The 20942-nt window shown below is 47.1% G+C and carries 24 protein-coding genes; 7 read left to right on the top strand and 17 right to left on the bottom strand.

All coding sequences use genetic code 11. From position 1 onward, the window contains the following. Positions 1-3: 3 nt before the first annotated feature. Together CUS_RS11635 and serC are read right to left on the bottom strand one after the other, a co-directional pair. Positions 4-240 carry a hypothetical protein gene (locus CUS_RS11635; protein ID WP_002850921.1) on the bottom strand — a complete coding sequence of 79 codons (237 nt, stop codon included), beginning with the start codon at positions 238-240 and terminating at the stop codon, positions 4-6. A 28-nt stretch (positions 241-268) separates the two neighbouring features. After that, the gene (gene serC / locus CUS_RS11630) at positions 269-1354 is read right to left on the bottom strand and encodes a 3-phosphoserine/phosphohydroxythreonine transaminase (RefSeq protein ID WP_002850951.1); all 1086 of its coding nucleotides are present in this window, start codon (positions 1352-1354) and stop codon (positions 269-271) included. 329 nt (positions 1355-1683) lie between these two features. On the opposite strand from serC, the gene CUS_RS11625 reads away from it, so the two are divergent. Beyond that, complete coding sequence (locus tag CUS_RS11625; protein ID WP_157769523.1) at positions 1684-2079, top strand: hypothetical protein; 396 nt, start codon at positions 1684-1686, stop codon at positions 2077-2079. A gap of 41 nt (positions 2080-2120) precedes the next feature. Then, positions 2121-3338: a pyridoxal phosphate-dependent aminotransferase gene (locus CUS_RS11620; RefSeq protein WP_002850965.1), complete on the top strand. Its 1218-nt coding sequence runs from the start codon at positions 2121-2123 to the stop codon at positions 3336-3338. A 419-nt stretch (positions 3339-3757) separates the two neighbouring features. Here CUS_RS11620 and CUS_RS11615 read toward each other — a convergent pair whose 3' ends face one another. Then, positions 3758-5056: an O-acetylhomoserine aminocarboxypropyltransferase/cysteine synthase family protein gene (locus CUS_RS11615; RefSeq protein ID WP_002850949.1), complete on the bottom strand. Its 1299-nt coding sequence runs from the start codon at positions 5054-5056 to the stop codon at positions 3758-3760. 702 nt (positions 5057-5758) lie between these two features. Between CUS_RS11615 and prmA the strand changes: the two genes are divergently transcribed. Next, positions 5759-6730 carry a 50S ribosomal protein L11 methyltransferase gene (gene prmA / locus CUS_RS11610; protein ID WP_002850923.1) on the top strand — a complete coding sequence of 324 codons (972 nt, stop codon included), beginning with the start codon at positions 5759-5761 and terminating at the stop codon, positions 6728-6730. Positions 6731-6787: 57 nt separating this feature from the next. Beyond that, on the top strand, positions 6788-7126 hold the full coding sequence (locus CUS_RS11605; protein WP_002850941.1) for a hypothetical protein: 339 nt from the start codon (positions 6788-6790) through the stop codon (positions 7124-7126). Between the two features lie 422 nt (positions 7127-7548). Here the strand turns inward: CUS_RS11605 and ruvX are convergent, their stop codons facing one another. Together ruvX and CUS_RS11595 are read right to left on the bottom strand one after the other, a co-directional pair. Beyond that, a complete protein-coding gene (gene ruvX / locus CUS_RS11600; RefSeq protein WP_002850906.1) occupies positions 7549-7971 on the bottom strand; it encodes a Holliday junction resolvase RuvX in 423 nt (140 codons plus the stop codon). Between the two features lie 11 nt (positions 7972-7982). Further along, complete coding sequence (locus CUS_RS11595) at positions 7983-8924, bottom strand: hypothetical protein (protein ID WP_002850952.1); 942 nt, start codon at positions 8922-8924, stop codon at positions 7983-7985. Between the two features lie 298 nt (positions 8925-9222). On the opposite strand from CUS_RS11595, the gene CUS_RS11590 reads away from it, so the two are divergent. After that, a complete protein-coding gene (locus CUS_RS11590) occupies positions 9223-9975 on the top strand; it encodes a hypothetical protein (RefSeq protein WP_002850967.1) in 753 nt (250 codons plus the stop codon). Between the two features lie 230 nt (positions 9976-10205). Here the strand turns inward: CUS_RS11590 and CUS_RS11585 are convergent, their stop codons facing one another. The 10 genes from CUS_RS11585 to CUS_RS11540 form a co-directional block, all read right to left on the bottom strand. Further along, on the bottom strand, positions 10206-11303 hold the full coding sequence (locus CUS_RS11585; RefSeq protein ID WP_002850971.1) for a GntR family transcriptional regulator: 1098 nt from the start codon (positions 11301-11303) through the stop codon (positions 10206-10208). A gap of 257 nt (positions 11304-11560) precedes the next feature. After that, positions 11561-12661, bottom strand: a complete 1101-nt coding sequence (locus tag CUS_RS11580) for a lipid II:glycine glycyltransferase FemX (protein WP_002850954.1) — start codon at positions 12659-12661, stop codon at positions 11561-11563. 148 nt (positions 12662-12809) lie between these two features. Then, entirely contained in the window at positions 12810-13022 is a 213-nt protein-coding gene (locus CUS_RS11575; RefSeq protein ID WP_002850908.1) for a hypothetical protein, read from the bottom strand. 12 nt (positions 13023-13034) lie between these two features. Further along, on the bottom strand, positions 13035-14171 hold the full coding sequence (gene fliB / locus CUS_RS11570) for a flagellin lysine-N-methylase (protein WP_002850947.1): 1137 nt from the start codon (positions 14169-14171) through the stop codon (positions 13035-13037). 432 nt (positions 14172-14603) lie between these two features. Further along, positions 14604-14837, bottom strand: a complete 234-nt coding sequence (locus CUS_RS11565; protein ID WP_002850957.1) for a KH domain-containing protein — start codon at positions 14835-14837, stop codon at positions 14604-14606. Between the two features lie 136 nt (positions 14838-14973). Next, entirely contained in the window at positions 14974-15216 is a 243-nt protein-coding gene (gene rpsP, locus CUS_RS11560; RefSeq protein ID WP_002850953.1) for a 30S ribosomal protein S16, read from the bottom strand. Positions 15217-15279: 63 nt separating this feature from the next. Beyond that, positions 15280-15486: an Imm17 family immunity protein gene (locus CUS_RS11555; RefSeq protein WP_002850924.1), complete on the bottom strand. Its 207-nt coding sequence runs from the start codon at positions 15484-15486 to the stop codon at positions 15280-15282. Between the two features lie 9 nt (positions 15487-15495). Next, positions 15496-15684, bottom strand: a complete 189-nt coding sequence (locus tag CUS_RS11550; protein WP_002850927.1) for a hypothetical protein — start codon at positions 15682-15684, stop codon at positions 15496-15498. Between the two features lie 3 nt (positions 15685-15687). Continuing rightward, complete coding sequence (ffh, locus tag CUS_RS11545; protein WP_002850959.1) at positions 15688-17061, bottom strand: signal recognition particle protein; 1374 nt, start codon at positions 17059-17061, stop codon at positions 15688-15690. Between the two features lie 82 nt (positions 17062-17143). Further along, complete coding sequence (locus CUS_RS11540) at positions 17144-17548, bottom strand: putative DNA-binding protein (protein ID WP_037277203.1); 405 nt, start codon at positions 17546-17548, stop codon at positions 17144-17146. A gap of 263 nt (positions 17549-17811) precedes the next feature. On the opposite strand from CUS_RS11540, the gene CUS_RS11535 reads away from it, so the two are divergent. Continuing rightward, a complete protein-coding gene (locus CUS_RS11535; protein WP_002850901.1) occupies positions 17812-18777 on the top strand; it encodes an aldo/keto reductase in 966 nt (321 codons plus the stop codon). A 383-nt stretch (positions 18778-19160) separates the two neighbouring features. On the opposite strand, the gene CUS_RS20790 is transcribed toward CUS_RS11535, so the two are convergent. Continuing rightward, positions 19161-19229 (bottom strand): GGGtGRT protein, encoded by a 69-nt coding sequence (locus tag CUS_RS20790; RefSeq protein ID WP_227945356.1) that lies wholly within the window; start codon positions 19227-19229, stop codon positions 19161-19163. A 210-nt stretch (positions 19230-19439) separates the two neighbouring features. Between CUS_RS20790 and CUS_RS11530 the strand changes: the two genes are divergently transcribed. After that, positions 19440-20627 carry a site-specific integrase gene (locus tag CUS_RS11530; RefSeq protein ID WP_002850940.1) on the top strand — a complete coding sequence of 396 codons (1188 nt, stop codon included), beginning with the start codon at positions 19440-19442 and terminating at the stop codon, positions 20625-20627. 44 nt (positions 20628-20671) lie between these two features. Here CUS_RS11530 and CUS_RS11525 read toward each other — a convergent pair whose 3' ends face one another. Continuing rightward, positions 20672-20887 carry a helix-turn-helix domain-containing protein gene (locus tag CUS_RS11525; RefSeq protein WP_002850904.1) on the bottom strand — a complete coding sequence of 72 codons (216 nt, stop codon included), beginning with the start codon at positions 20885-20887 and terminating at the stop codon, positions 20672-20674. Positions 20888-20942: the final 55 nt, after the last annotated feature.

Raw genomic sequence — 20942 nt, 5'->3', positions numbered from 1 at the left:
TTTTCAGTATTTTATCGCATAATAGATAACATATACCCAGCTGAGAAAACCGTGAAATATCGCCCAGCCAATGGACTTCCACTTGACATAGCTTATCACGATAGCCAGGCATGTACCGAAGGAGTAGGCAGCACCGCCGCCGGCAGATCCTAATTTTTTCGTTGTAGTCGTGGTCTTTGTACCGTCAGGCTTTACTTCCTCAACTACCTTTTCCTCAACTACCTTATCAGACTCCGCCATCTTTCGCCCCTCCGGAATTATCTTTCTGTCAAGCGTTCTCTTCCTCGAACTTCTTCATGAAAGCAACCAGCTTCTCAACGCCCTCGATAGGCATTGCATTGTAGATGGAAGCTCTCATACCGCCAACAGTTCTGTGACCTTTCAGGTTCTCGAAGCCTGCTGCCTTAGCCTCAGCTACGAACTTCTTGTCCAGCTCCTCGTTGCCTGTTACGAAAGGAACGTTCATCAGAGATCTGTCCTCGGGAACAACAGTACCCTTGAACAGCTTGCTGCTGTCGAGGAAATCATACAGTATCTTAGCCTTCTTCTCGTTGTGAGCCTTCATGCCCTCAAGACCGCCCATTTTCTTGATCCACTTGAATACCTTGCCGCAGATGTAGATGCCGTAGCAGGGAGGAGTGTTATACAGAGAGTCATTGTCAGCCTGTATCTTCCAGTCCATCATGGTCGGGCACTGCTTGAATGCGGGACCGTCAGCGATCAGGTCTTCTCTTACGATAACGATCTGTACGCCCGCAGGACCAACGTTCTTCTGAACGCCGCCGTATACAACGCCGTACTTGCTTACGTCGATAGGCTCGCTCAGGAAGCAGCTGGAAACGTCAGCTACCAGAATGTGACCCTTGGTGTTGGGCAGTGTCTTGTACTTGGTGCCGTAGATAGTGTTGTTCTCGCAGATGTAAACATAGTCTGCATCCTCAGGAATGTCCAGATCGGAGCAATCAGGGATATAAGAGAAAGTCTTGTCAGCAGAAGAAGCAACTCTTACTACCTCGCCGTACTTCTCAGCCTCAGCAGCAGCCTTCTTTGCCCACTGACCGGTGATGATGTAAGCAGCCTTGCCGTTCTTCATCAGGTTCATAGGAACTTCTGCAAACTGCAGAGATGCGCCGCCCTGTCTGAATATTACCTTATAGTTGTCGGGGATGCCCATCAGGTCGCGGAGATCCTTCTCAGCTTCCTTGATGATCTCGTCATAAGCCTTGGATCTGTGGGACATCTCCATTACGCTCATGCCTGTGCCCTTGTAATCGAGCATTTCCTCAGCAGCTTCCTTAAGAACTTCCTCCGGAAGAACAGCAGGACCTGCGCTGAAATTATAAACTCTGCCCATTGTGATAACCTCCATTAATTAAAATAAATAAAATCAATACTATAATTATATTACTTTATAGCCCGATTGTCAAGACCCCGCCCATAAACAATATATAAATTTTGGAAGCGTTTTTTTAGCGATTTTGAATAAAAATCCTCTTTTAAATTCGTTTTGCCGAACGAAAGCTGATTTTCAGAGTCATAATTATCCGCTTTTGCAATTTTCAAAGTTTCCGATTGCAAAAATCCCGGCAATTAATATTTGATATAAAAGTTGTACAATTTGTTTAAAGGAATAAATGGGCAAAGCAGGTTATTCGGCGCTGGCGTTATTGACAATGTCGGTAAATGGTGGTACAATGTAGTTTAAAGTGCTTTGACAGCAAGGGTACTGCTGTCAGTCGGGGTGAGGTCGTTACGGAAATATCACGGATCATAACATTGATCGAAAATGGCAGACAGCTTGGCGTAAGGAAGTATGCAGAAACAGGCGGTGCCTGTATCGCATTCATCTTCGCTGCGCAGAAGGTCGGCGGCAGATACATAGTATTTTCCGATGAGTTCGATGTGGATACGTATTACGAGCATGAACTTGAAAGCACCGAGATCGTCACCGCTTACGATACCATCGAAGAAGCGCTTGACAGCTTCGTCCCGAAATATGGCATGACCCTCAGCGATCTCTGTCCGCCAAAGGGCAGTAAGTATTTTGACCCTGACATTTATCGGGGCTGTGAAACATAAGACCGAGATAGACAAATTCTATATGAAGAAGGTAAAATGACATGAGAACATTTTCAAAATCACACAAGCTGGACAATGTCTGCTACGATATACGCGGTCCTGTAATGGACGAAGCTGACAGAATGATAGCGGCGGGCGAGAAGATACTCAAGCTGAACATCGGCAACCCCGCACCTTTTGATTTTGATGCGCCGCCTGAGATAATCAAGGCTATGACCGATAATCTGCACAACGCACAGGGCTACTCCACCTCAAAGGGCATAGTGCAGGCGCGTGAAGCCATTCTTAAATATCATCGCGGAAAGGGCGTAAACGTTGCGTCTGTTGATGATATTTACACAGGCAACGGCGTTTCCGAACTTATCACTATGGTCATGCAGGGTCTTCTCGACAACGGCGATGAAGTACTCGTGCCCGCACCCGATTATCCGCTTTGGACAGCTTCCGTTACCCTTGCGGGCGGCACAGCCGTTCACTACATCTGTGATGAACAGTCGGAATGGTTCCCCGATATCGCGGATATGGAGTCAAAGATAACCGACAAGACCAAGGCAGTCGTTATAATCAACCCCAACAACCCCACAGGTGCGGTATACCCGCGCGAGGTGCTGGAAAAGATAGCGGCTATGGCGAAAAAGCACGAACTTATCGTGTTTGCAGACGAGATATATGATCGCCTGCTGATGGACGGCGTTGAACACACCTCCATCGCTTCCATCGACCCCGAACTTTTCTGCATAACATTCAACGGCATATCCAAGTCGCACATGTCTGCGGGCTTCCGCGCAGGCTGGATGGTGCTGAGCGGCAATAAGTCCAATATGGGCGGCTATATCGAGGGTCTTAACATGCTGTCCTCCATGCGCCTGTGCTCAAACGTTCAGGCACAGTATGTGATACCTGCGGCACTGTCAGGAACAGGTTCGCCCGATAAGGAACTTCTTCCCGGCGGACGCATCTACGAACAGCGCGAGTGCATCTATACTCTGCTCAACGACATTGACGGCATCAGCGCAGTCAAGCCGAAAGCGGCGTTCTACATCTTCCCGAAGATAGATGCAAAGAAATTCAACATCACCAGCGATGAACAGTTCGTGCTCGACCTGCTGAGAACAAAAAAGATACTTCTGGTAGCAGGCGGCGGCTTCCACTGGGAACAGCCCGACCATTTCAGGATAGTCTACCTGCCCAACATCGACCAGCTCAAGCTGTCAATGGCTGAGATGAAAGATTTTCTCTCCACATACAGGCAGAAATAAGCCAACGCCCCGGCTGATAAAGATCTTTATACCAAAAGCCGCAGTATTTCCGATGTAAATACTGCGGCTTTTATTTTTCTCCACCTGCGAGGTCTGTCCCCCCGCCCTCTGCACATAACGATACACAACCATTTTTCAGAGGTGCAATAATATGACAAAACCTGATCTCTGTCACAGGCGCATGATATCTGTACGCTAAATTTTCAGCCAACAATAATACCGCCGCGTTACTATGGCAAAACGCGGCGGTGATTATAAGAAGGTATGTATCGTCTAACGACCTATGGAAAGATCAATATTATTCTGTTTACCGCCGACCGCGAAACTGCTCTTTTCGCGGCATCACGGCGGTTTTTATTTATAAGAAGGTATATAATTTTTTTGTTATGCTATCTCTTTTTCAGAACACGCACTTGTTCTTAAAGAGCCTTGAATGCTTCTGCAAGATCTTCGATGATATCATCGATATGCTCTGTGCCGATGGACAGTCTGATGGTGTTGGACTTGATGCCCTGATCCAGCAGTTCTTCCTCGTTGCACTCTGAGTGTGTGGTGGAAGCGGGGTGTATCGCCAGCGACTTGACATCAGCAACGTTAGCCAGCAGGCTGAACAGCTGGAGATTGTCGATGAACTTCTGTGCCTCTGCCGCACCGCCCTTTATCTCAAAGGTGAAGATAGAGCCGCCGCCGTTGGGGAAATACTTCTTGTAGAGTTCCTGCTGAACAGGGTCAGCCGAGATGGAGGGGTGATTTACCTTTTCTACCTGAGGCTGGTCTTTCAGGAACTGAACGACTTTCAGCGCATTCTCAACATGGCGCTCAACTCTCAGCGACAGAGTTTCAAGACCCTGTAAGAAAATGAAAGCGTGTACAGGAGAAAGTGTCGAGCCTGTATCTCTCAGCAGGATAGCCCTGATATAGGTAACATAAGCCGCCGCGCCGACTGCCTTTGTGAAGCTGACACCGTGATAGCTTACATTTGGTTCATACAGCCATGGGTGCTTGTTTGCGCCCTCCCAGTCGAACTTGCCGCTGTCAACGATCACGCCGCCGATGGTAGTGCCGTGACCTCCGATGAACTTGGTAGCCGAATGAACTACGATATCTGCACCATGCTCGATCGGTCTTACCAGATACGGGGTCGCGAAAGTGTTGTCAACAATAAGAGGTATCTTGTGCGCATGAGCGATCTCAGCAATGCGTTCGATGTCAACCACTTCAGAATTGGGGTTGCCGAGAGTTTCTATCTCGATAGCCTTAGTGTTATCCTGAATTGCGGCTTCGATAGCATCGTAGTCAAATGGGTCAACGAAAGTTGTTTCAATGCCGTAAGCGGGAAGTGTGTGCTTAAGCAGATTATAAGTACCGCCGTAGATGTTCTTTGCGGCAACGATATGGTCACCTGCATGAGCAACGCCCTGTATAGCGTAAGTCAGAGCCGCCGCACCCGAAGAAACTGCCAGAGCAGCCACGCCGCCCTCAAGGGAAGCTATCCTCTCTTCAAAGATGCCCTGTGTGGGATTGGTGAGTCTGCCGTAGATGTTGCCCGCATCTCTCAGACCGAATCTGTCAGCCGCATGCTCGGAGTTGTGGAAAACATAGCTTGAAGTCAGATAGATAGGCACAGCTCTTGCATCGGTGACGGGGTCGGGGTTCTCCTGACCTACGTGAAGCTGTCTGGTTTCAAACTTAAGTGCTCTTTCATTTATGTTACTCATTGTAAATTCCTCATTTCTTATATTATGTATATCATTCTGCCGTTCAAGGCGTTCGTATTATCAAAACTTATCGTCGTTCAGTCATTCCCGCCCGCACATTCGCAGGTGGGGCGAAACTTTAATATTACGGTTTACAGACCTCATTTTCCTCGCCCGCTTTCTTATCTTACTTTTCCTAGTTGTTAACTAGGTTTCTTTCGATGGTCTAATGATATCATATTTTTCCTATCTTGTCAATAGGTTTTCTGGAAATTTATCATCTTTGTGAAAATCACACTGCCATCTCAAATCATTTGCCGCATAAATTGTGCATCATATCAAAAGCAGGAGATCTGCAACCAGAATATACGTATCTGCCGTCCCAAAAAGCTCCCGTACTTTGCGATGTCCGTTAAAGATTATAGCGATCCAACTTTTTTAAATTCACAAAATCCGGTCGCTAAAGCTCGGATCTATGGGTTTTGTGACCGGATTTTGTCTGAATTTTAAGGCGAATCGCTATATTTCAGCGAGCTGATGTTCTCTTTAGGTTTCGCGCTCCCCTCCCACCCGCCCGCAAAATTTCGCACCTTGATAGAAGAAAATTTAGATATCTATGAAAATTATGTGAAATCACTTTACAAATTGTGTAAAGTGTGGTATAATGAAAAAGGTGATTATTGATTTTTGATAATTATTTTAAGTCACTGAAAGGAAATTGCTATGAATTGGGTCGAAGTCGATATTTTTACAACTTCTGAGGGTATTGAACCTGTAACAGGGTGTCTGCTGGGGCTGGGCATCAACGGATTTGTCATCAAAGATGCCGCAGATTTCGAGGAATTTCTCAACGATAAAAGTGTAAACTGGGATTATATTGATGATGACCTGATGGGTCTGAAAAACTGCGAAACTACCGTTACAGCTTATCTGCCCGAAAATGCACAGGGGCTTGACTACCTCGAAGCTGTCAAGGCTGAACTGAAAGCCCTGAAACAGCGCGATGCCGAAGATCAGTTCGGCAGACTTGAGTACGAACTGAAAAATGTCCGTGAAGAGGACTGGGCGAATAACTGGAAACAGTATTTCAAACCGCTGGAGATAGGCGATAAACTGCTCATCAAACCCAGCTGGGAGGAAGTAAGCGAGGGCGAAACCAGAAAGATACTGGAGATAGACCCCGCGTCCAGCTTCGGTACAGGTCAGCACAATACAACTCAGCTTTGCCTTGAACTTGTTGAGAAATACCTGAAAGACGGCGGCCGCGTGCTTGATCTGGGCTGCGGCAGCGGTATACTTTCTATAGGTGCTGTGCTTCTCGGTGCGGGTGACTGCGTTGCAGTTGATATCGATGCAAATTCAGTGAAAATAGCGGGCGAGAATGCCGAGAAGAACCATATCCCCGCTGAAAAATACCGCGCCGTCTGCGGCAATGTCATCGATGACACCGAACTCGTCAAAGAGATCGGCGGAGGCTATGACCTGCTTTGCGCTAACATCGTGGCAGATGTGCTCATCGGTATGAGCGGGCTGTTCGCAGGCTTCTTAAAGCCCGGCGGCAGACTGATAGTTTCGGGCATAATAGATATGCGCAAGGACGAAGTCCTCGACAAGATAAAGGAACAGGGCTTTGAACTTAACGAGATCAGAGAAAAAGAAGACTGGGTAGCGGCATCATTCACCGCACCGCAGTAAGGGATACAGCCGCCCTCACCTGCGGCTGATCTCAAAGATAGAAAGGAAGTGCTTAAAATGCAGCTGTTGTTTTTGGTGATAAAGAGGGTAGAATTGGTGGACGAGATAATGCACGCGCTGGCTTCGGCAGGTATAAGAGGCGGCACCTGCATTGACAGCATGGGTATGGCAAAGTCCATTTCTGATATGGACAATCTGCCGATGATAGGGGTTCTCCGCGCTCTGCTAAGCGGCGAAGACCCCGACCAGAAAGGCAAGACCATCTTCGTTGCAGTACATGAAGATCAGGTACAGGTGGCAAGGAATGCCATTGTCAGCGTAACGGGCGATCTTACTCAGCCCAACGCAGGGGTGCTTTTCGGCGTACCCATAACCTTCGCAGAGGGAGTCAATTGAATAATTCATAATTCATAATTCATAATTCATAATTATTGACATGGACACCTGCTGTGTTGATTTGACGTTATAATTCAGTAAAAAATGCGCTCACGTTTTTCGTGGGCGCTCAATTATCCTTTTGTTTACAGCATTTTCAGCTATAGCAATCCAACTGTTTAAATTCACAAAAAACCAGTCGCAAAAGCTAGGATTTATGGGTTTTGTGACTGGATTTTGTCTGAATTTTAAGGCGGATTGCTATAGTGTGCTAAAGGGATAGTCATAATTCATAATTATTGACATGGACACCTGCTGTGATGTTTTTGCTGATATTCAGCATTCGATTCAAGAAAAAATGCGCTCACGTTTTTCGTGGGCGCTTTTTATTTCATATATAAAAAACACCCGCTCTCGCCAGAGAACGGGTGTTAACATCAAATTTATCTGCCCGACTTTTTTCTGAAAGCCAGATAGCTTTCAAGAATGATAGTCGCCGCCACCGTGTCAACGACAGCTTTGCGCTTTTTGCCGCGCACATTAGTTTCGTTGAGGTACTGGTGCGCCGTTACTGTGGTCGAACGTTCGTCCCACATTTTTACTTCCACATCGACCAGTCCCCTCAGCATCTCCGCGAAGGCTTCACACTTTTCGGCGCGTTCGCCCTTAGTGCCGTTCATATTTATCGGCAGACCCACAACTATCTCGCCCGCGCCCCGTTCTTTGGCTATATCAGCCACCTTTTGTGCAAGGCGGTCGGCGTGGTATTCGGTTATGGTGCAGACAGGGGAAGCTAAAAACTCAGAGTTGTCCGAGATAGCTATGCCTGTTCTTGCATCTCCGTAATCAACTGCAAGTATACGCATCATTCCACCCCTTACAGCTTCAGGTTCGATGTGTCTATCGAATCCATCTCACCCGGCTGATAGTCACCGCCGCCGCCGTAAGCTGATGGGTCGTAGCGCCTGCCTGCGGACTGCTGACCGTTCTGCTGAACGCCGCCCTGTTCAGGCGATATACCGCCCGCATATGTGTGAGCGTTGTACGCCTCAGGACTGTAGCGGCGCATCGGCTGACCGCTCGCACCCTCACGCGGAACAGGTGCAGTATTATACGGGTCGGAAGGACCCTGATTTACATAGTGTGTGCGGCTGTTCTTGTAAGCCTGAGTTCTCTTCTTCGATATGATGAACCAAACTATCGGTATCAGTGTGATGACCAGCCCCAGCAGAGGTTCCCACTTAGCTGCGCCGAAATCTTTCTCTTCCAGCATCATGTCGGCAATATAACTCTTTATCTCCGCATCGGAAGACTCTCCGTCATTCATGTATTCCAGCGCATAATCCATCACCTCTTCGGGAATGGGTCTTGTCTTTGTTTCCAGCGAAACAGGCTTCTTGTTGCTCTTCACAGCTTGATCGTAGTGTTCCAGTGCGAAAGCTGTGCTTATTACAAGGCTGTCCATCGCCTTTATGGTATCATCTTTAGTCGCATGGACGATAATGTAATAGCCGTCTTCACCTGTCTTCTCATTATAAGGTATCATGCAGAGATAGTAAGGTGTCATCTTCTTGCTGACAGGTATGCCGTAAACAGTCTGACTGCTCTCCAGCGTAGCTATGGGATCGATCACATATTCGATCTTGCCTGTCACCAGTTCGTCTTCATTAAATCCTGTGATACTCTTGTCATACAGCTTCGCGAAATCGCTCTTCCATATCTTGACTGCATCGCCCATGCTCATTGCGATCATCGCGATACCTGCCACCAGCAGTATTATCTTGAACCCTGCCAGCCTTGCACCGATGGCGTTCCTCATATTCTTTTCCCTCCGTATTTTTTCAGTCGCCCCAACAATAAAAATTTGACAGAAATGTTTATTATATAACATAATCTGCCATTTTTAACTTACTGTATTTTATAGTATAACCGATTTTTCACGCCTTGTCAACAGGTTTATTGCCGCCTTTTAAAATGTGTGAACAAATGCTTAAAAAAACTTATTCCCCCTTTACTTATCAATCCGAATGTGCTAGAATAATCATGGAATATGGTAGTATACGTAAATGAGAGAACGTAAAGGATAAAATTTCAAAACTGAAAGGGAGATTATAAGAATGAGGAATGGTATTTTCAAAAAATTCGCTTCTGTACTGATGGCGGCAGGCATTATGACCGGTTCGGCGCTGACAGCCTTTGCTGACGGCGATGTCACACTTGACTGCTCGGATGCTATCGAGTCAGAAGGCTGGACACAGAGCGTAAAGTTCGGCTACAACAGAGAAGACCCCAACGGCGCCAAAAACTTCGATGCCACCAGAATGACCCCCGATTCGGTCATCAAGGTCACTTATGACATCGTTGAAGACCACTTTGATGAAACTCAGGCTACAGGCTACCCTGTTGAGCTTATTTTCCAGAGCTGGTCTTACCCTGACAGCCCTCTGGCAGGCAGTGACGGCAGTCTGTGGGCGAAGGTAGCCCCCGCAACTGTTGATGCTGCTTCCAACACTGAGGAATTTGCTTATGCTGATATCGTAGCCGCATACGGCAGTGACAACTTTGAAAAGGTTGACGCCGTACTTTTCGGCTCGACCAATGATGCAAAGATACTTGTAACAGGCGTTACCATCACCAACTGCAAGGACGAAGGCGATCACTGGGTAGACCCTTCCATCGCACAGGCGGCAGAAGAAGCTGAAAAGAAGGAAAAGGCAAACACCAAAAAGAATATAATCGGCATAGTTGTCGGCATTGCTGCAGGCGTTATCGTTGCAGTGGGCGTTGTATGGTTCATAATCAGCAGCAAGTCCCGTGAAGCATTCGATGTCACCACAGGTGAGTTCGTTGACAAGAAAGACGCTAAGTGATAATACGATATGATAAGCAAAGCCCGCGTTCATCGCGGGCTTTTTTGTGCGAACTTTTCAGCTTTAGGCTGAAATTTTCAACTCGCTTTTTAAAAATTGTTGAAAAACAGCACCACATAAATAAGCACCGCAGACCCTCGCAAAAGATGCCTGCGGTGCTTTTGTTTGAAAAGTGGAGAAATTTATACGTACAAATCACGCATATATCATTTTGTCATTCCTGACATGATTCAGTCGTCTGCCGCATTGAGGTCGCGCACCGAATCGCGTATCACCAGTTCGGGCGTGAACAGTACGTCCTCGCGGGTGCCTGTGTGCTTTTCTATCATGTCAAGCAGCATTCGCGCAGCAGCCTCGCCCAGCTTTCTCTGAGGGTGATGTACTGTAGTCAGCGGGACTTCGCATATCGAAGCATAGCGCGAATCGTCTATGCCCACTACCGAAATATCCTCAGGCACACGTATTCCGTTTTGTCTGCACAACTGTAGCAGCTTAACAGCCATCTTGTCATTATAGCATACCACTGCGGTCTTGCCCCTCAGCAGTTCCAGCAGCTTGTCAGATGTGTAGGTAAAAATGTCGTTGCGCTCAGATGTCGCGAACCACATGACATTCCTCTCAGATGCCGCCACACCATGCGCCAGACAGCTGTCCATATAGCCGCTGTAACGCTTGTGCCCCTGCAAGTCGTCAAGCGCAAAAATGCCTGCGATATCGCGGTGACCGCAGCTGAACAGATAGTCAGTGACCGTCTTGCCTGCCGCATAATCGTCCATAGCCACGCAGGGCTGGTCAGCCCACGGATACTTCGCATTGAAGAACAGCAGCGGGATATTCTCGCGCTTGATGCGGGCATAAAGTTCCATATTCGGGTTTGGCAGCGCACTCTTTGAAGGCTCTACTATCAATCCCTGTACGCCGTTTGCCAGCATGCTTTCCAGCGCCTGAGTTTCCTCATAGACCTGATTGTGGGTTATCGCCAGCTGCATCGTGCAGCCTGCCGCGCCCAGCACATTCTCAACGCCCGTCACGATATGCGGGAATATATAGTCGCTGAAATAGGTTGAGATAACGCCTATACTGCCCTTGACGGTCACAGGCGCAGTCCTGCCGATGCCGTTGCCGACAAATGTGCCGCTGCCCCTCACCCTGACTATTACATTCTCGCTTTCCAGCAGCATCAGCGCCTGCCTTACGGTCTGCCTGCTGACACCGTGTATCTCACAAAGCTGTTTCTCGGTCAGAAAACGCTCACCTGGTTTAAGCCCCTTTTCCTCGATCTGTTTCTTTACCCATTCAACTATTGACAAATATTTGTAATTATCCATCTCGACCCTCCCTAAATATTTGTTGCACCAAAATTATTACACATCTTATGAAATTATCATTATATGTTCATTTTTGTACAACAATATGACTTTACCAATTACTTGAATTATACCATACTTTTTTTGATTTGTAAAGACAACTTTGAAAAATTGTCTGCAAGTTTGGTGAACTAATCTAATAAACGCCCCAATTTTGTCTATTTTAGACAAAACAAACCCCCCGCACACAGCAGGGGGTCAATTATATAATATCAAGTTTACTGCATGTCAGTATTGCGGTTTTTCAGAAGTTTCTGACGCTTGCGCTCGTGCATATCCATGTATACCTTTTCAGCGAAGTCCACTATCTTCTTCATTACAGGTCTGAAAGTGTAGAAATATTCGCCTGCGTAAGTCACTACCTCACCGTTGAATCCCTTCTTGAATTTGTACACACCATAGTTGGGATTTGTTTCATCGGTGTAGAAAGGTATGCCCATGAAGTCGTATATCTCGCAGTTGCCCTCCAGCGCCCAGTTTATCATAGTCCACTGCATGAGGTAGTTAGGGTAGAGATTGCGGTGGTGGTTGGCAGATGCGCCGTAAACATAGCAAGTCTTGCCCGCATACTGTGTGGTCACCGCACCGGAAAGAGGTATTTTCTTGCCGTCCTCGTCCACATAGCACATGAACAGGTGGCAGTGTTCCTTGCCAAGCCCCTCGATGAACTTCACAAAATACTCCTTGCCCCTTATGGAGAAACCGTCACGTATGCCGGTAGCCTCCATCATCGGGTAGAAATCGTCCAGTGCCTCAGTGCCGCATATCTCGCAGTAAACGCCCTTTTTAGGACCTTTTCTGATACGGTTCCTCCAGTCGGGCTTGAAACTCATCATGACTTCGTCAGCGGTCTTGCCCTTGATATTTCTCAGCATATAGTTGTTTCTCGCCTGAATGGTGGTCAGTTCAGCCGCATTCTCGATGTGCGAGAAGCCCATGTCAGTGATTATCTTCGAGCGATCCTTCTCCTTCTCTTCAAAAGGCGGATCCATCATGAACTGATAGGCGTGGTACTTTTTAGCCAGCACCTTTACGCCCTCAAAGAGGTCAGCCATGACTTCCTTATCGCTCCAGTCACACACAGGACCGTGAGGTGCATACAGAAATGTCGTCGGAAAAACGGGAATGTTCTTGATTATGACCAGACAAGTTCCTCTTATCTTGCCGTCAGCGCCGCGCGAAATAACAGCGTCCCAGCCCCAGTTTTCCTTGACTTTAGGCCATCTCAGCGACTGCATGAAATTGCCGTACTCGCTGTTCTTGGCGAAATTTTCATACTCCTTTAAGAGTTGTTTGTTTTTCTTATCTATAATTTCCATATAATACCTCTCAAAAGTACACAATAAGCCTGTTTTTTGACATATTCCATTATACAATAACCGCCCCGAAATTTCAATAGTATTTATAGACAAAACCGAACGCGGGGTGAAGCGTTTTTCCTATCTATTATGGGCATTTTCCGCACTTTTATCCCTCAGGCGGCACAAGCCCGTAGCTGTCATAAAAAGCATCGATATCCGCCTTATTGCGAACCAGTTCTTTATACATCAGTTCACCTGTTTTTCTGTCAAAAAAACCAATGGTCTTCTCGCCTGTACAGGTGGAAGTCTGCACCTTTATCTCCAGACCCTCACAGCCATCTGGTATCTTTCTGACTGTCTTTTTCCTGAAAAGTCCCATACCGCCACCGCCTTACATGCACAGTCCGCAAAGGATATCCCTGATATCAGCATTCTGCTGTATCTCTTCATAAATGATATCCATGTTGTCGCTGTCATACTCGACCTCTTTCGAGAACTCCTTGACCAGTTCTATGCGCCTTTCAAGGCTCGGCAGACTTCCATTTTCGGCAAACTCCCTCAGGAAAAGCCCCCGCACAGCCAGCGTCATACAGACCGCACTGAACAATCTTTCACACGCCGAAAGGTCGCGGGAACACTTGATGAAATATCTGTACAAAAAATAAACCAGCACATTTTCAAGTTCATGCTGAAAGCCCGCATATACCGCTTCAAAAGCCGCTTCCGCACCGAGCATCTTTTCAGCCGTTTTTTCATCTGTTTCAAAACGCCCGCCCAGACTGCCCATGTATTCCATTCTGCCGAATACCGAGAACAGCCGCAACAGTTCAGCCGCCTTACCGAAAACCTTCCTGCGCTCTTTGATATTCTGCTGTGCATGAACGACTATCTCCATGCGGAAACCGTCTATCGCCAGCATACCCGAAAGCTGTTTCAGCCGCTCAGTGTCCTCGTCAAACACCGCATCGCCTATATCTTCCGCGCAGTAACTCAGCACCACCAGCCTTTGCAGGACTGAAAAACCCCTGTCCTGCGCTATGTCGATCAGCCTGTCACGAACTGTCCTTACCGCCGCAAAAAGTTCAGCATCAAATTCGAGGTCGTCTGCCGCTTCATCGGTCTGCTTCTCAGTGAACAGCATCGGGCGTTCGTGTGTCAGCACCAGTCGGCTGACTTCCTCACAGCAAAGCCCCAGACCCGCCTCCTTGTAATCACCGAACCATTCGTAGAAACGAGGGTGTTCGCGGCATATCTCCGAGATATGCTCCGCCCCGCACTCCTGCTGGACACTGCACAGCCCCTCTTCCGACAGAAACGGACAGCCATCGGGCTGTGACATATAGTAACAGCCGTCCTCCTCATAAATGTTCTCACAAAGCCGCCTGCCCAGTTCACTGTCAAGTCCGCGATAATACGCAAGAGTATCTTCATCTATCTCAATATCCCAGCCCATCTTACAGCAGTTGTCCTTACAGTCCGAACAGGTACAGACAAATTTCGGAAAAATATCAGGGTAACGCAAAGTCATGGTAAAACACCTCGTTTTTGATCTATATGGCGACCATTTCAGCACACCACTTAAACAAGAAAGCCGCCTGCAAAAGCGTTTCAGCGCGAATAAACACCACTGTGAGATCTTGTCATCATCTCGGCGTTTTAAGCGGTGTCTTATAGCGATCCGCCTTAAAATTCAGACAAGATCCGGTCACAAAACCCATAGATACTAGCTTTTGCGACCGGATTTTGTGAATTTAAACAGTTGGATCGCTATAATAGAGAATATGACTATCCCTTTAGCACACCACTGCAAAATACCTTTATCAACTGTATTCAATTCCCGATATAACATCGTTTATTTTGGTGCATCAGCGGGATAATCAAATTATGAATTATGAATTATGAATTATGAATTAAAATGCCCCCGCAGTCAAAGTAAAAACAAACTGCGGGGGAAATTCTATCAGTCGATCTCGACCATTATCTTCTGACCTATCTTTGAAGCAGCGGCTCTCATAACAACTCTGATAGCCTTAGCTATCCTGCCCTGCTTGCCTATGACCCTGCCCATGTCCTCAGCTGCGACGTGCAAGTGGTAAACCACAACGCCCTCATCATTCGGCTCATCAACAGTGACCTCAATGGCGGTCTTGTCTTCCACCAGATCGGCAACGATAGTTTCAAGTAATTCTTTCATTATGCAACCTCCATTACCTCCCGCAAAAGCAAATCGGTAAGGCTGATGCGGGATACGTATGCCTTACCGACAAATAAGCTGCTTATACAAATACAGGCGCAAAATAATATTGATATCCTGCCGCCTGCTCAGTATATTACAGTGTGCCGTTCTTCTTCAGAATAGCCTTTACTGTATCGGTAGGCTGTGCGCCCTTAGCGATCCAGCTCTTTACCTTCTCGTCGTCAAGCTTTACCAGGGAAGGCTCCTTGGTAGGATCATAGTAACCCAGCTCCTCGATAAATCTGCCATCTCTGGGATATCTGGAGTCAGCAACAACAAGTCTGTAGAAAGGAGCCTTCTTAGCACCCATTCTTCTCAGTCTGATCTTTACTGCCATTTCAAATTCACCTCCGTACTTTCCTTAAAAATTATATCAAGCGGGGAACTCCGCATTGAAAACTCAGCCAAATATTACAAGCAGCAAACCAATGACGACAATGAACACGCCAAGACCCATGTAGAATATTCTCGCACCGTTCCTGCCAAACAGCTTTACAAATATTCTTGCCTTATGGCTGTTCATAAACCAGTCATAGTCCTTGTAGGCACAGAATATCGCAAAAAAGCCGACTGCAAAACTCATCAGAAATGCAAACACGTTGGTCATATCGTCACCTCACATGTTCATAAACAGCATTATGCTGAACACCACCAGCAGCAGACCAACGCCGATGTACACGGCTCTCGCTGCTGTCCTGTTAAGACTGCCTGTCTTTACTATCTTGAAAAATATATCGATGTTTGCAAAGCAGCACCATATCACGATACCGCCCAGCACCATGAAGAGCAGTGCCGCGAACATCATATCTTACTGCTTGGGCTTGCCTGCGCCCAGACCTCTCATCAGCGCCGCTCTCTTGCGTCTTGCACTCTTGCCATGCAGCATACCGCCGCCGATGCCCATTTCCTTCATCATTTTCTTCATAGCATCGTACTGTTTGAGCAGCTGGTTGACATCTGACACCTGAGTGCCGCTGCCCGCTGCGATACGTCTTTTGCGCTTGGGATCTATTATCTGAGGTCTTGCCCTCTCAGCCTTTGTCATGGAGTTTATCATCGCTTCGGTCTTCCTCAGCGCTGCTTCACCCGATTCAAGGTCTTCATCGGTTATCTTATTGGCACCGGGAAGCATCTGGATGATGCTCTTCACGCTGCCCATCTTCTGTATCTGCTTCATCTGATCCAGCAGATCATTGAGATCAAAGCCTTCAGACTGGAGTTTCTTTGCCAGCTTTTCAGCTTCTTCTTCATCAACAGTCTGGGTAGCCCTCTCGATAAGGGTGAGCATATCGCCCATGCCCAGTATTCTCGAAGCCATTCTCTCAGGGTGGAAAGGCTCGAACTCGTCCAGTTTCTCGCCCATGCCCACGAACTTGATAGGCTTACCGGTAACAGCCAGCACCGACAGCGCCGCGCCGCCTCTTGTATCGGAATCGAGCTTTGTCAGTATTACCGAATCGATGCCCAGCGCTTCATCAAAGCTGGAAGCCACCTTTACAGCGTCCTGACCGATCATCGCATCGACTACCAGCATTATTTCGCTGGGTTCTGCGATCTTCTTGATATCCTTAAGTTCGTCCATCAGTTCTTCATCGATATGCAGACGACCCGCAGTATCTATGATGACCAGATCGTTTCCGTAGTCTTTTGCCTGTTTAAGACCTTGCTTGACTATCTTTCTGGGATCGATCTGTCCCATCTCGAACACAGGGACATCAGCCTTTTCAGCGACGATCTTCAGCTGGTCGATAGCCGCAGGTCTGTAAACGTCTGCCGCTATCAGCAGAGGTCTGTTGCCCTGACGCTTGAACATCTTAGCCAGCTTTGCCGCATGGGTCGTTTTACCCGAACCCTGCAAGCCGCACATCATTATTACGCAAGGCGGTTTGCTTGGGAAATTTATCTTTGAATTTGCCTCGCCCATCAGCTTGACAAGTTCGTCATTAACTATCTTTATTACCTGCTGACCGGGAGTAAGGCTTTTCAGCACATCCTCACCGACACTTCTCTCGGTGACATTAGCCACGAAATCCTTAACGACCTTGTAGCTTACATCAGCTTCAAGCAGCGCCATCTTGACCTCTTTCATAGCCTCTCTTACATCGGCTTCGGTCAGCTTGCCTCTTCCTTTCAGCTTTTTAAATACGCTGCCGAGCTTTTCGCTCAAACCCTCGAATGCCATCAGCACTGCCTCCCTTTCAAAAATTCGCTATCTAACGCGGCTTATCTCTGCCGCCAATAAATTCTACAGACACGACCTGCCGTTATTCGTTCTCGGCTTCCTCGATAAGACCTTCGGTGTCGTACTCAGCCAGTTTACTGTCAAGGTTCTCCAGCAGGACTATCGTCTTTTCTGCGATGGGTCTTGACAGGTTTATACGCTTGCACTCATTGAAAACATCAAGTGCCTGCGCCTTGAACTCTTTAAGTTCTTCAACATATGCTTTCTGCGCCGCCAGCAGACCCAGCTTTTCTTCATACTCGGTCAGTGCTTTTTCGCAGTGCTTCACCGCATCGTGTACGCCCTGTCGGGAGATGCCGCATTCAGCCGCTATCTCACCAAGACTGAGGTCATCATTATAGTACAGATCCATTATATTGAACTGCTTCTCGGTCAGCAGTTTGCCGTACAGGTCAAGCAAACTATACATCTCGATGCTTTTCGCCATAACGGTCAACTCCCCTCCGACAAACTGTTACTTTTCTCGCACATCTGTAAAGCCTAACAGCTTTACAACACAAACTATTATATACCATAATTCTTCGTTTGTCAAGAGGGCAATATCAAAAACATAAAATTTAACAATTTATTATATAAATCACGATATTTATATGTTATAATTATCAGATAACAAACTTGCGGGGCGCATTATCAGCTGTTTTCCCGCTTATGATTTGATATTATCATACTATAAGGGGAGGTCAAAGCAAAATGTTAAGCTACACACTCAAAAACGATAAATACGAGATAAAAGTTCCCAGCCTTACCTACGGGACTGCCAATTTTGACAGGTTCGCCAACGAGGATATCTATTTTTCGATTCTTGACAAGTATATCGAACTGGGCGGCAACTGCATTGACACTGCCCGTGTTTACTGCGAATGGGTCGAAGACGGCGCTGATGTCAGCGAGAAAGTCATCGGCAACTGGCTGGAAGCACGCAACAACCGTGATAAAGTCATCATATCCACCAAAGGCGGTCACCATGACAGACAAACGGGCGAATCCAGACTTGACAGGGCAAGTCTTGAATATGACCTCGCCAAAAGTCTTGAGTGCCTTAAGACCGACTATGTTGACATATATTTCCTGCACCGTGATGACACCCACCTGCCTGTCGAGGAGATCATGCCGATACTTGATGACTTTTACCGTCAGGGCAGGGTACATTTCATCGGCGTTTCCAACTGGACTACCGCCCGCATAGAAAAGGCTAACCGTTTCGCGGCTGAAAACGGTCTTGAACTGATACGCATCAGCCAGATAAACTATTCTCTTGCCCACGCAAGCACTGATATTCTGGGTGACCCGACTCTGGTCTGTATGGACACGAAGGAATTTAGCTGGTACCGCAGGCACCACTTCCCTGTTATGGCGTTTTCGCCGCAGGCTAAGGGCTTTTTCGCGAAGTTTGCCAAAGGCGATGCCGCGACTAATCTCCCTGAGAGCCAGTTTGCATCTACCGCGAACCTTGCAAGACTCGCGCGCGTGAAGCAGCTCTGCAAGCAAACAGGCACTCCGCCCGCAGTAGTACCGCTGGGCTATCTGAACAGTCAGCCGTTCTTTGTATCATCGGTTTTCGCGGTGACAAAGCTGTGGCAGATGGAAGAGAACATGGCGGCGCAGGACTTGGTCTATGATGAAAAGACCCTCGCGTTCCTTGATAACCGCATCTGATGATGCGAGTGGGCGTAGTTCTGCATTTATTTACGTGGTTATCCCGCTGACACACCACAAAAAACGGCGGTTTTACAGAACTTAAGGTGGCTGGAGAAAGATATGGGGCGCTCAATTATCCTTTTGTTTACAGCATTTTCAGCTGGTGTGCTAAAAAATAGGTAAACAAAAATATACGCGCCGATCGCCTTAAGTTTTTGGGGTGTTTCAGCGAAATAGCCACATTTATTTTACATTTGAACAGCAACAAGGGCTTTTCTGCCATATGGCGGAAAGGCTCTTTTTTGCGCCTGTTTTCGGGCATAAAAATGACACTCGCTCAGAAGAACGAGTGTCATCATGATACATGTTATAAGTGCTTGAATTTAATCGCGCAGAGCGAATCACTTCATAGCCTCTTCAACAGCAACTGCGCAAGCAACTGTCGCACCAACCATCGGGTTGTTGCCCATGCAATGTCAAAAAAATTTACTGTTACGAGAAGTGACTTGCAATGACGAGAAAAGCCCGTAACTACGCCGTTATAACGCATTGTCGAAAATTTATCAAAATCTATTTTGACGGCGTTTTACTCACAAAAATTTATTTTTGGGTGACAAATGGGTGACAAAAATGCTTGACTTTTTCGGGTGTGGCGCGCTATAATAAATGAGGGTGATCTTATGGCAGATATCAACGCTCGCAAGCGTGGAAAGAAATGGGAATACTACTTTGAGATAGCCAAAATGGACGGCAAGCGAAAGCGTATCAGCAAGGGCGGTTTCAATACAAAGGCAGAAGCGGTCAGCGAAGGTGTCAAGGCTATGCACGAATACCAGACCGCAGGCACAGTGAACACGCCTTCCGAACTTTCCATGCACGACTACCTCAATTACTGGATCGAGATGTACTGTATCCCGAATCTGAAACCAACCACTGTCGCTAACTATAAAAAGTATATCAGGCTTCATATATCTCCGAAGATCGGCAAGTACCGTCTTGCTACGATCACAGCGGAACAGCTTCAGAAGCTGATCAACGATATGGTCGCTAACGGTTACAGCAAGAATACCGTCATCGGCATCAAGGGTGTGCTGTCAAGCAGCCTGAACTATGCCGTACAGCCGCTTCACTATCTGAAAACCTCGCCTATGGCGTATGTGAAGATACCCAAAGGCTCACGCACAAATTACCGTTCGTCACAGTATAAGCGTGAGGTCATCGAAAAGGATATTATCGACGAGATATTTGTGCGTTTCCCGAAAGGCAGTTCCACCTATCTTCCGCTGATGTTCGCCTATCACTGCGGTATGCGTCTCGGTGAAGCCTTTGCGATCACATGGGATAACGTGAACTTCGCTGACAGGACAGTCACGATCAATAAACAGCTTCAATGGGATCTGGAAAAGAAGTTCTGGTATCTGACTCCGCCGAAGTACAATTCAAGCAGAACGATAGATATAGATGAAACTATCGTGGAACTGCTGAAAGAATTGCAGGAAAAGCAGATACGGGCAAAGGAATACTACGCCGATGAATACTCGCTGATATACTACGATGAAGAACTCGGCATCAACGAAAGTACAGGCAACGTGATAGACTTTGTAAACGTATATGAGAACGGCGGTTTCATTCAGCCGAGAACGATACAGCACACAAGTCAGGTCATACACAAGTTCTATCCTGCTTTCACATTCCATTCCCTGCGCCATACACACTGCACCCGTCTGCTCGAAGCTGGGCTTCCTATTAAATATGTACAGGAGAGATTGGGTCACAAAAACATCAGCGTTACCATGGACATCTACAATCATCTGACGCAGAATCAGGCAGAGCTGAGCAAGAGAGCGCTGGAAGATGTGTTCAAATAAACATAAAAGAGGATAGCACCTTTTCATGATGCTATCCTCAGTTTTTATGCTGTGGCAGTGATCTTTTCCACATTATTCGGGTCGGAAAGATCATAGCCCTCGTATTCGGACAGGAACTTCATCAGAGCTTCGTGCCGAACCTTATATGAGCCCAGCTTCAGAACAGGCAGCAGCCCCGTATTGATGAGCTGATAAACATAGGACGGGTTTGTGTGAAGTATCTGCGATACCTCTTTGACTGTGTAAAGAACTTTCTCCATTCTTTTTTCCTCCTTTATTTTTCGGAACATAAACAACTTGATAAAATGGCGTGTT

It is taken from the genome of Hominimerdicola alba 8 (assembly GCF_000178155.2).
GTDB classification, from domain to species: domain Bacteria; phylum Bacillota; class Clostridia; order Oscillospirales; family Ruminococcaceae; genus Hominimerdicola; species Hominimerdicola alba_C.
The sequence above is the reverse complement of the archived record's forward strand: the minus strand, read 5'-3'. Positions and strand labels throughout refer to the sequence as shown.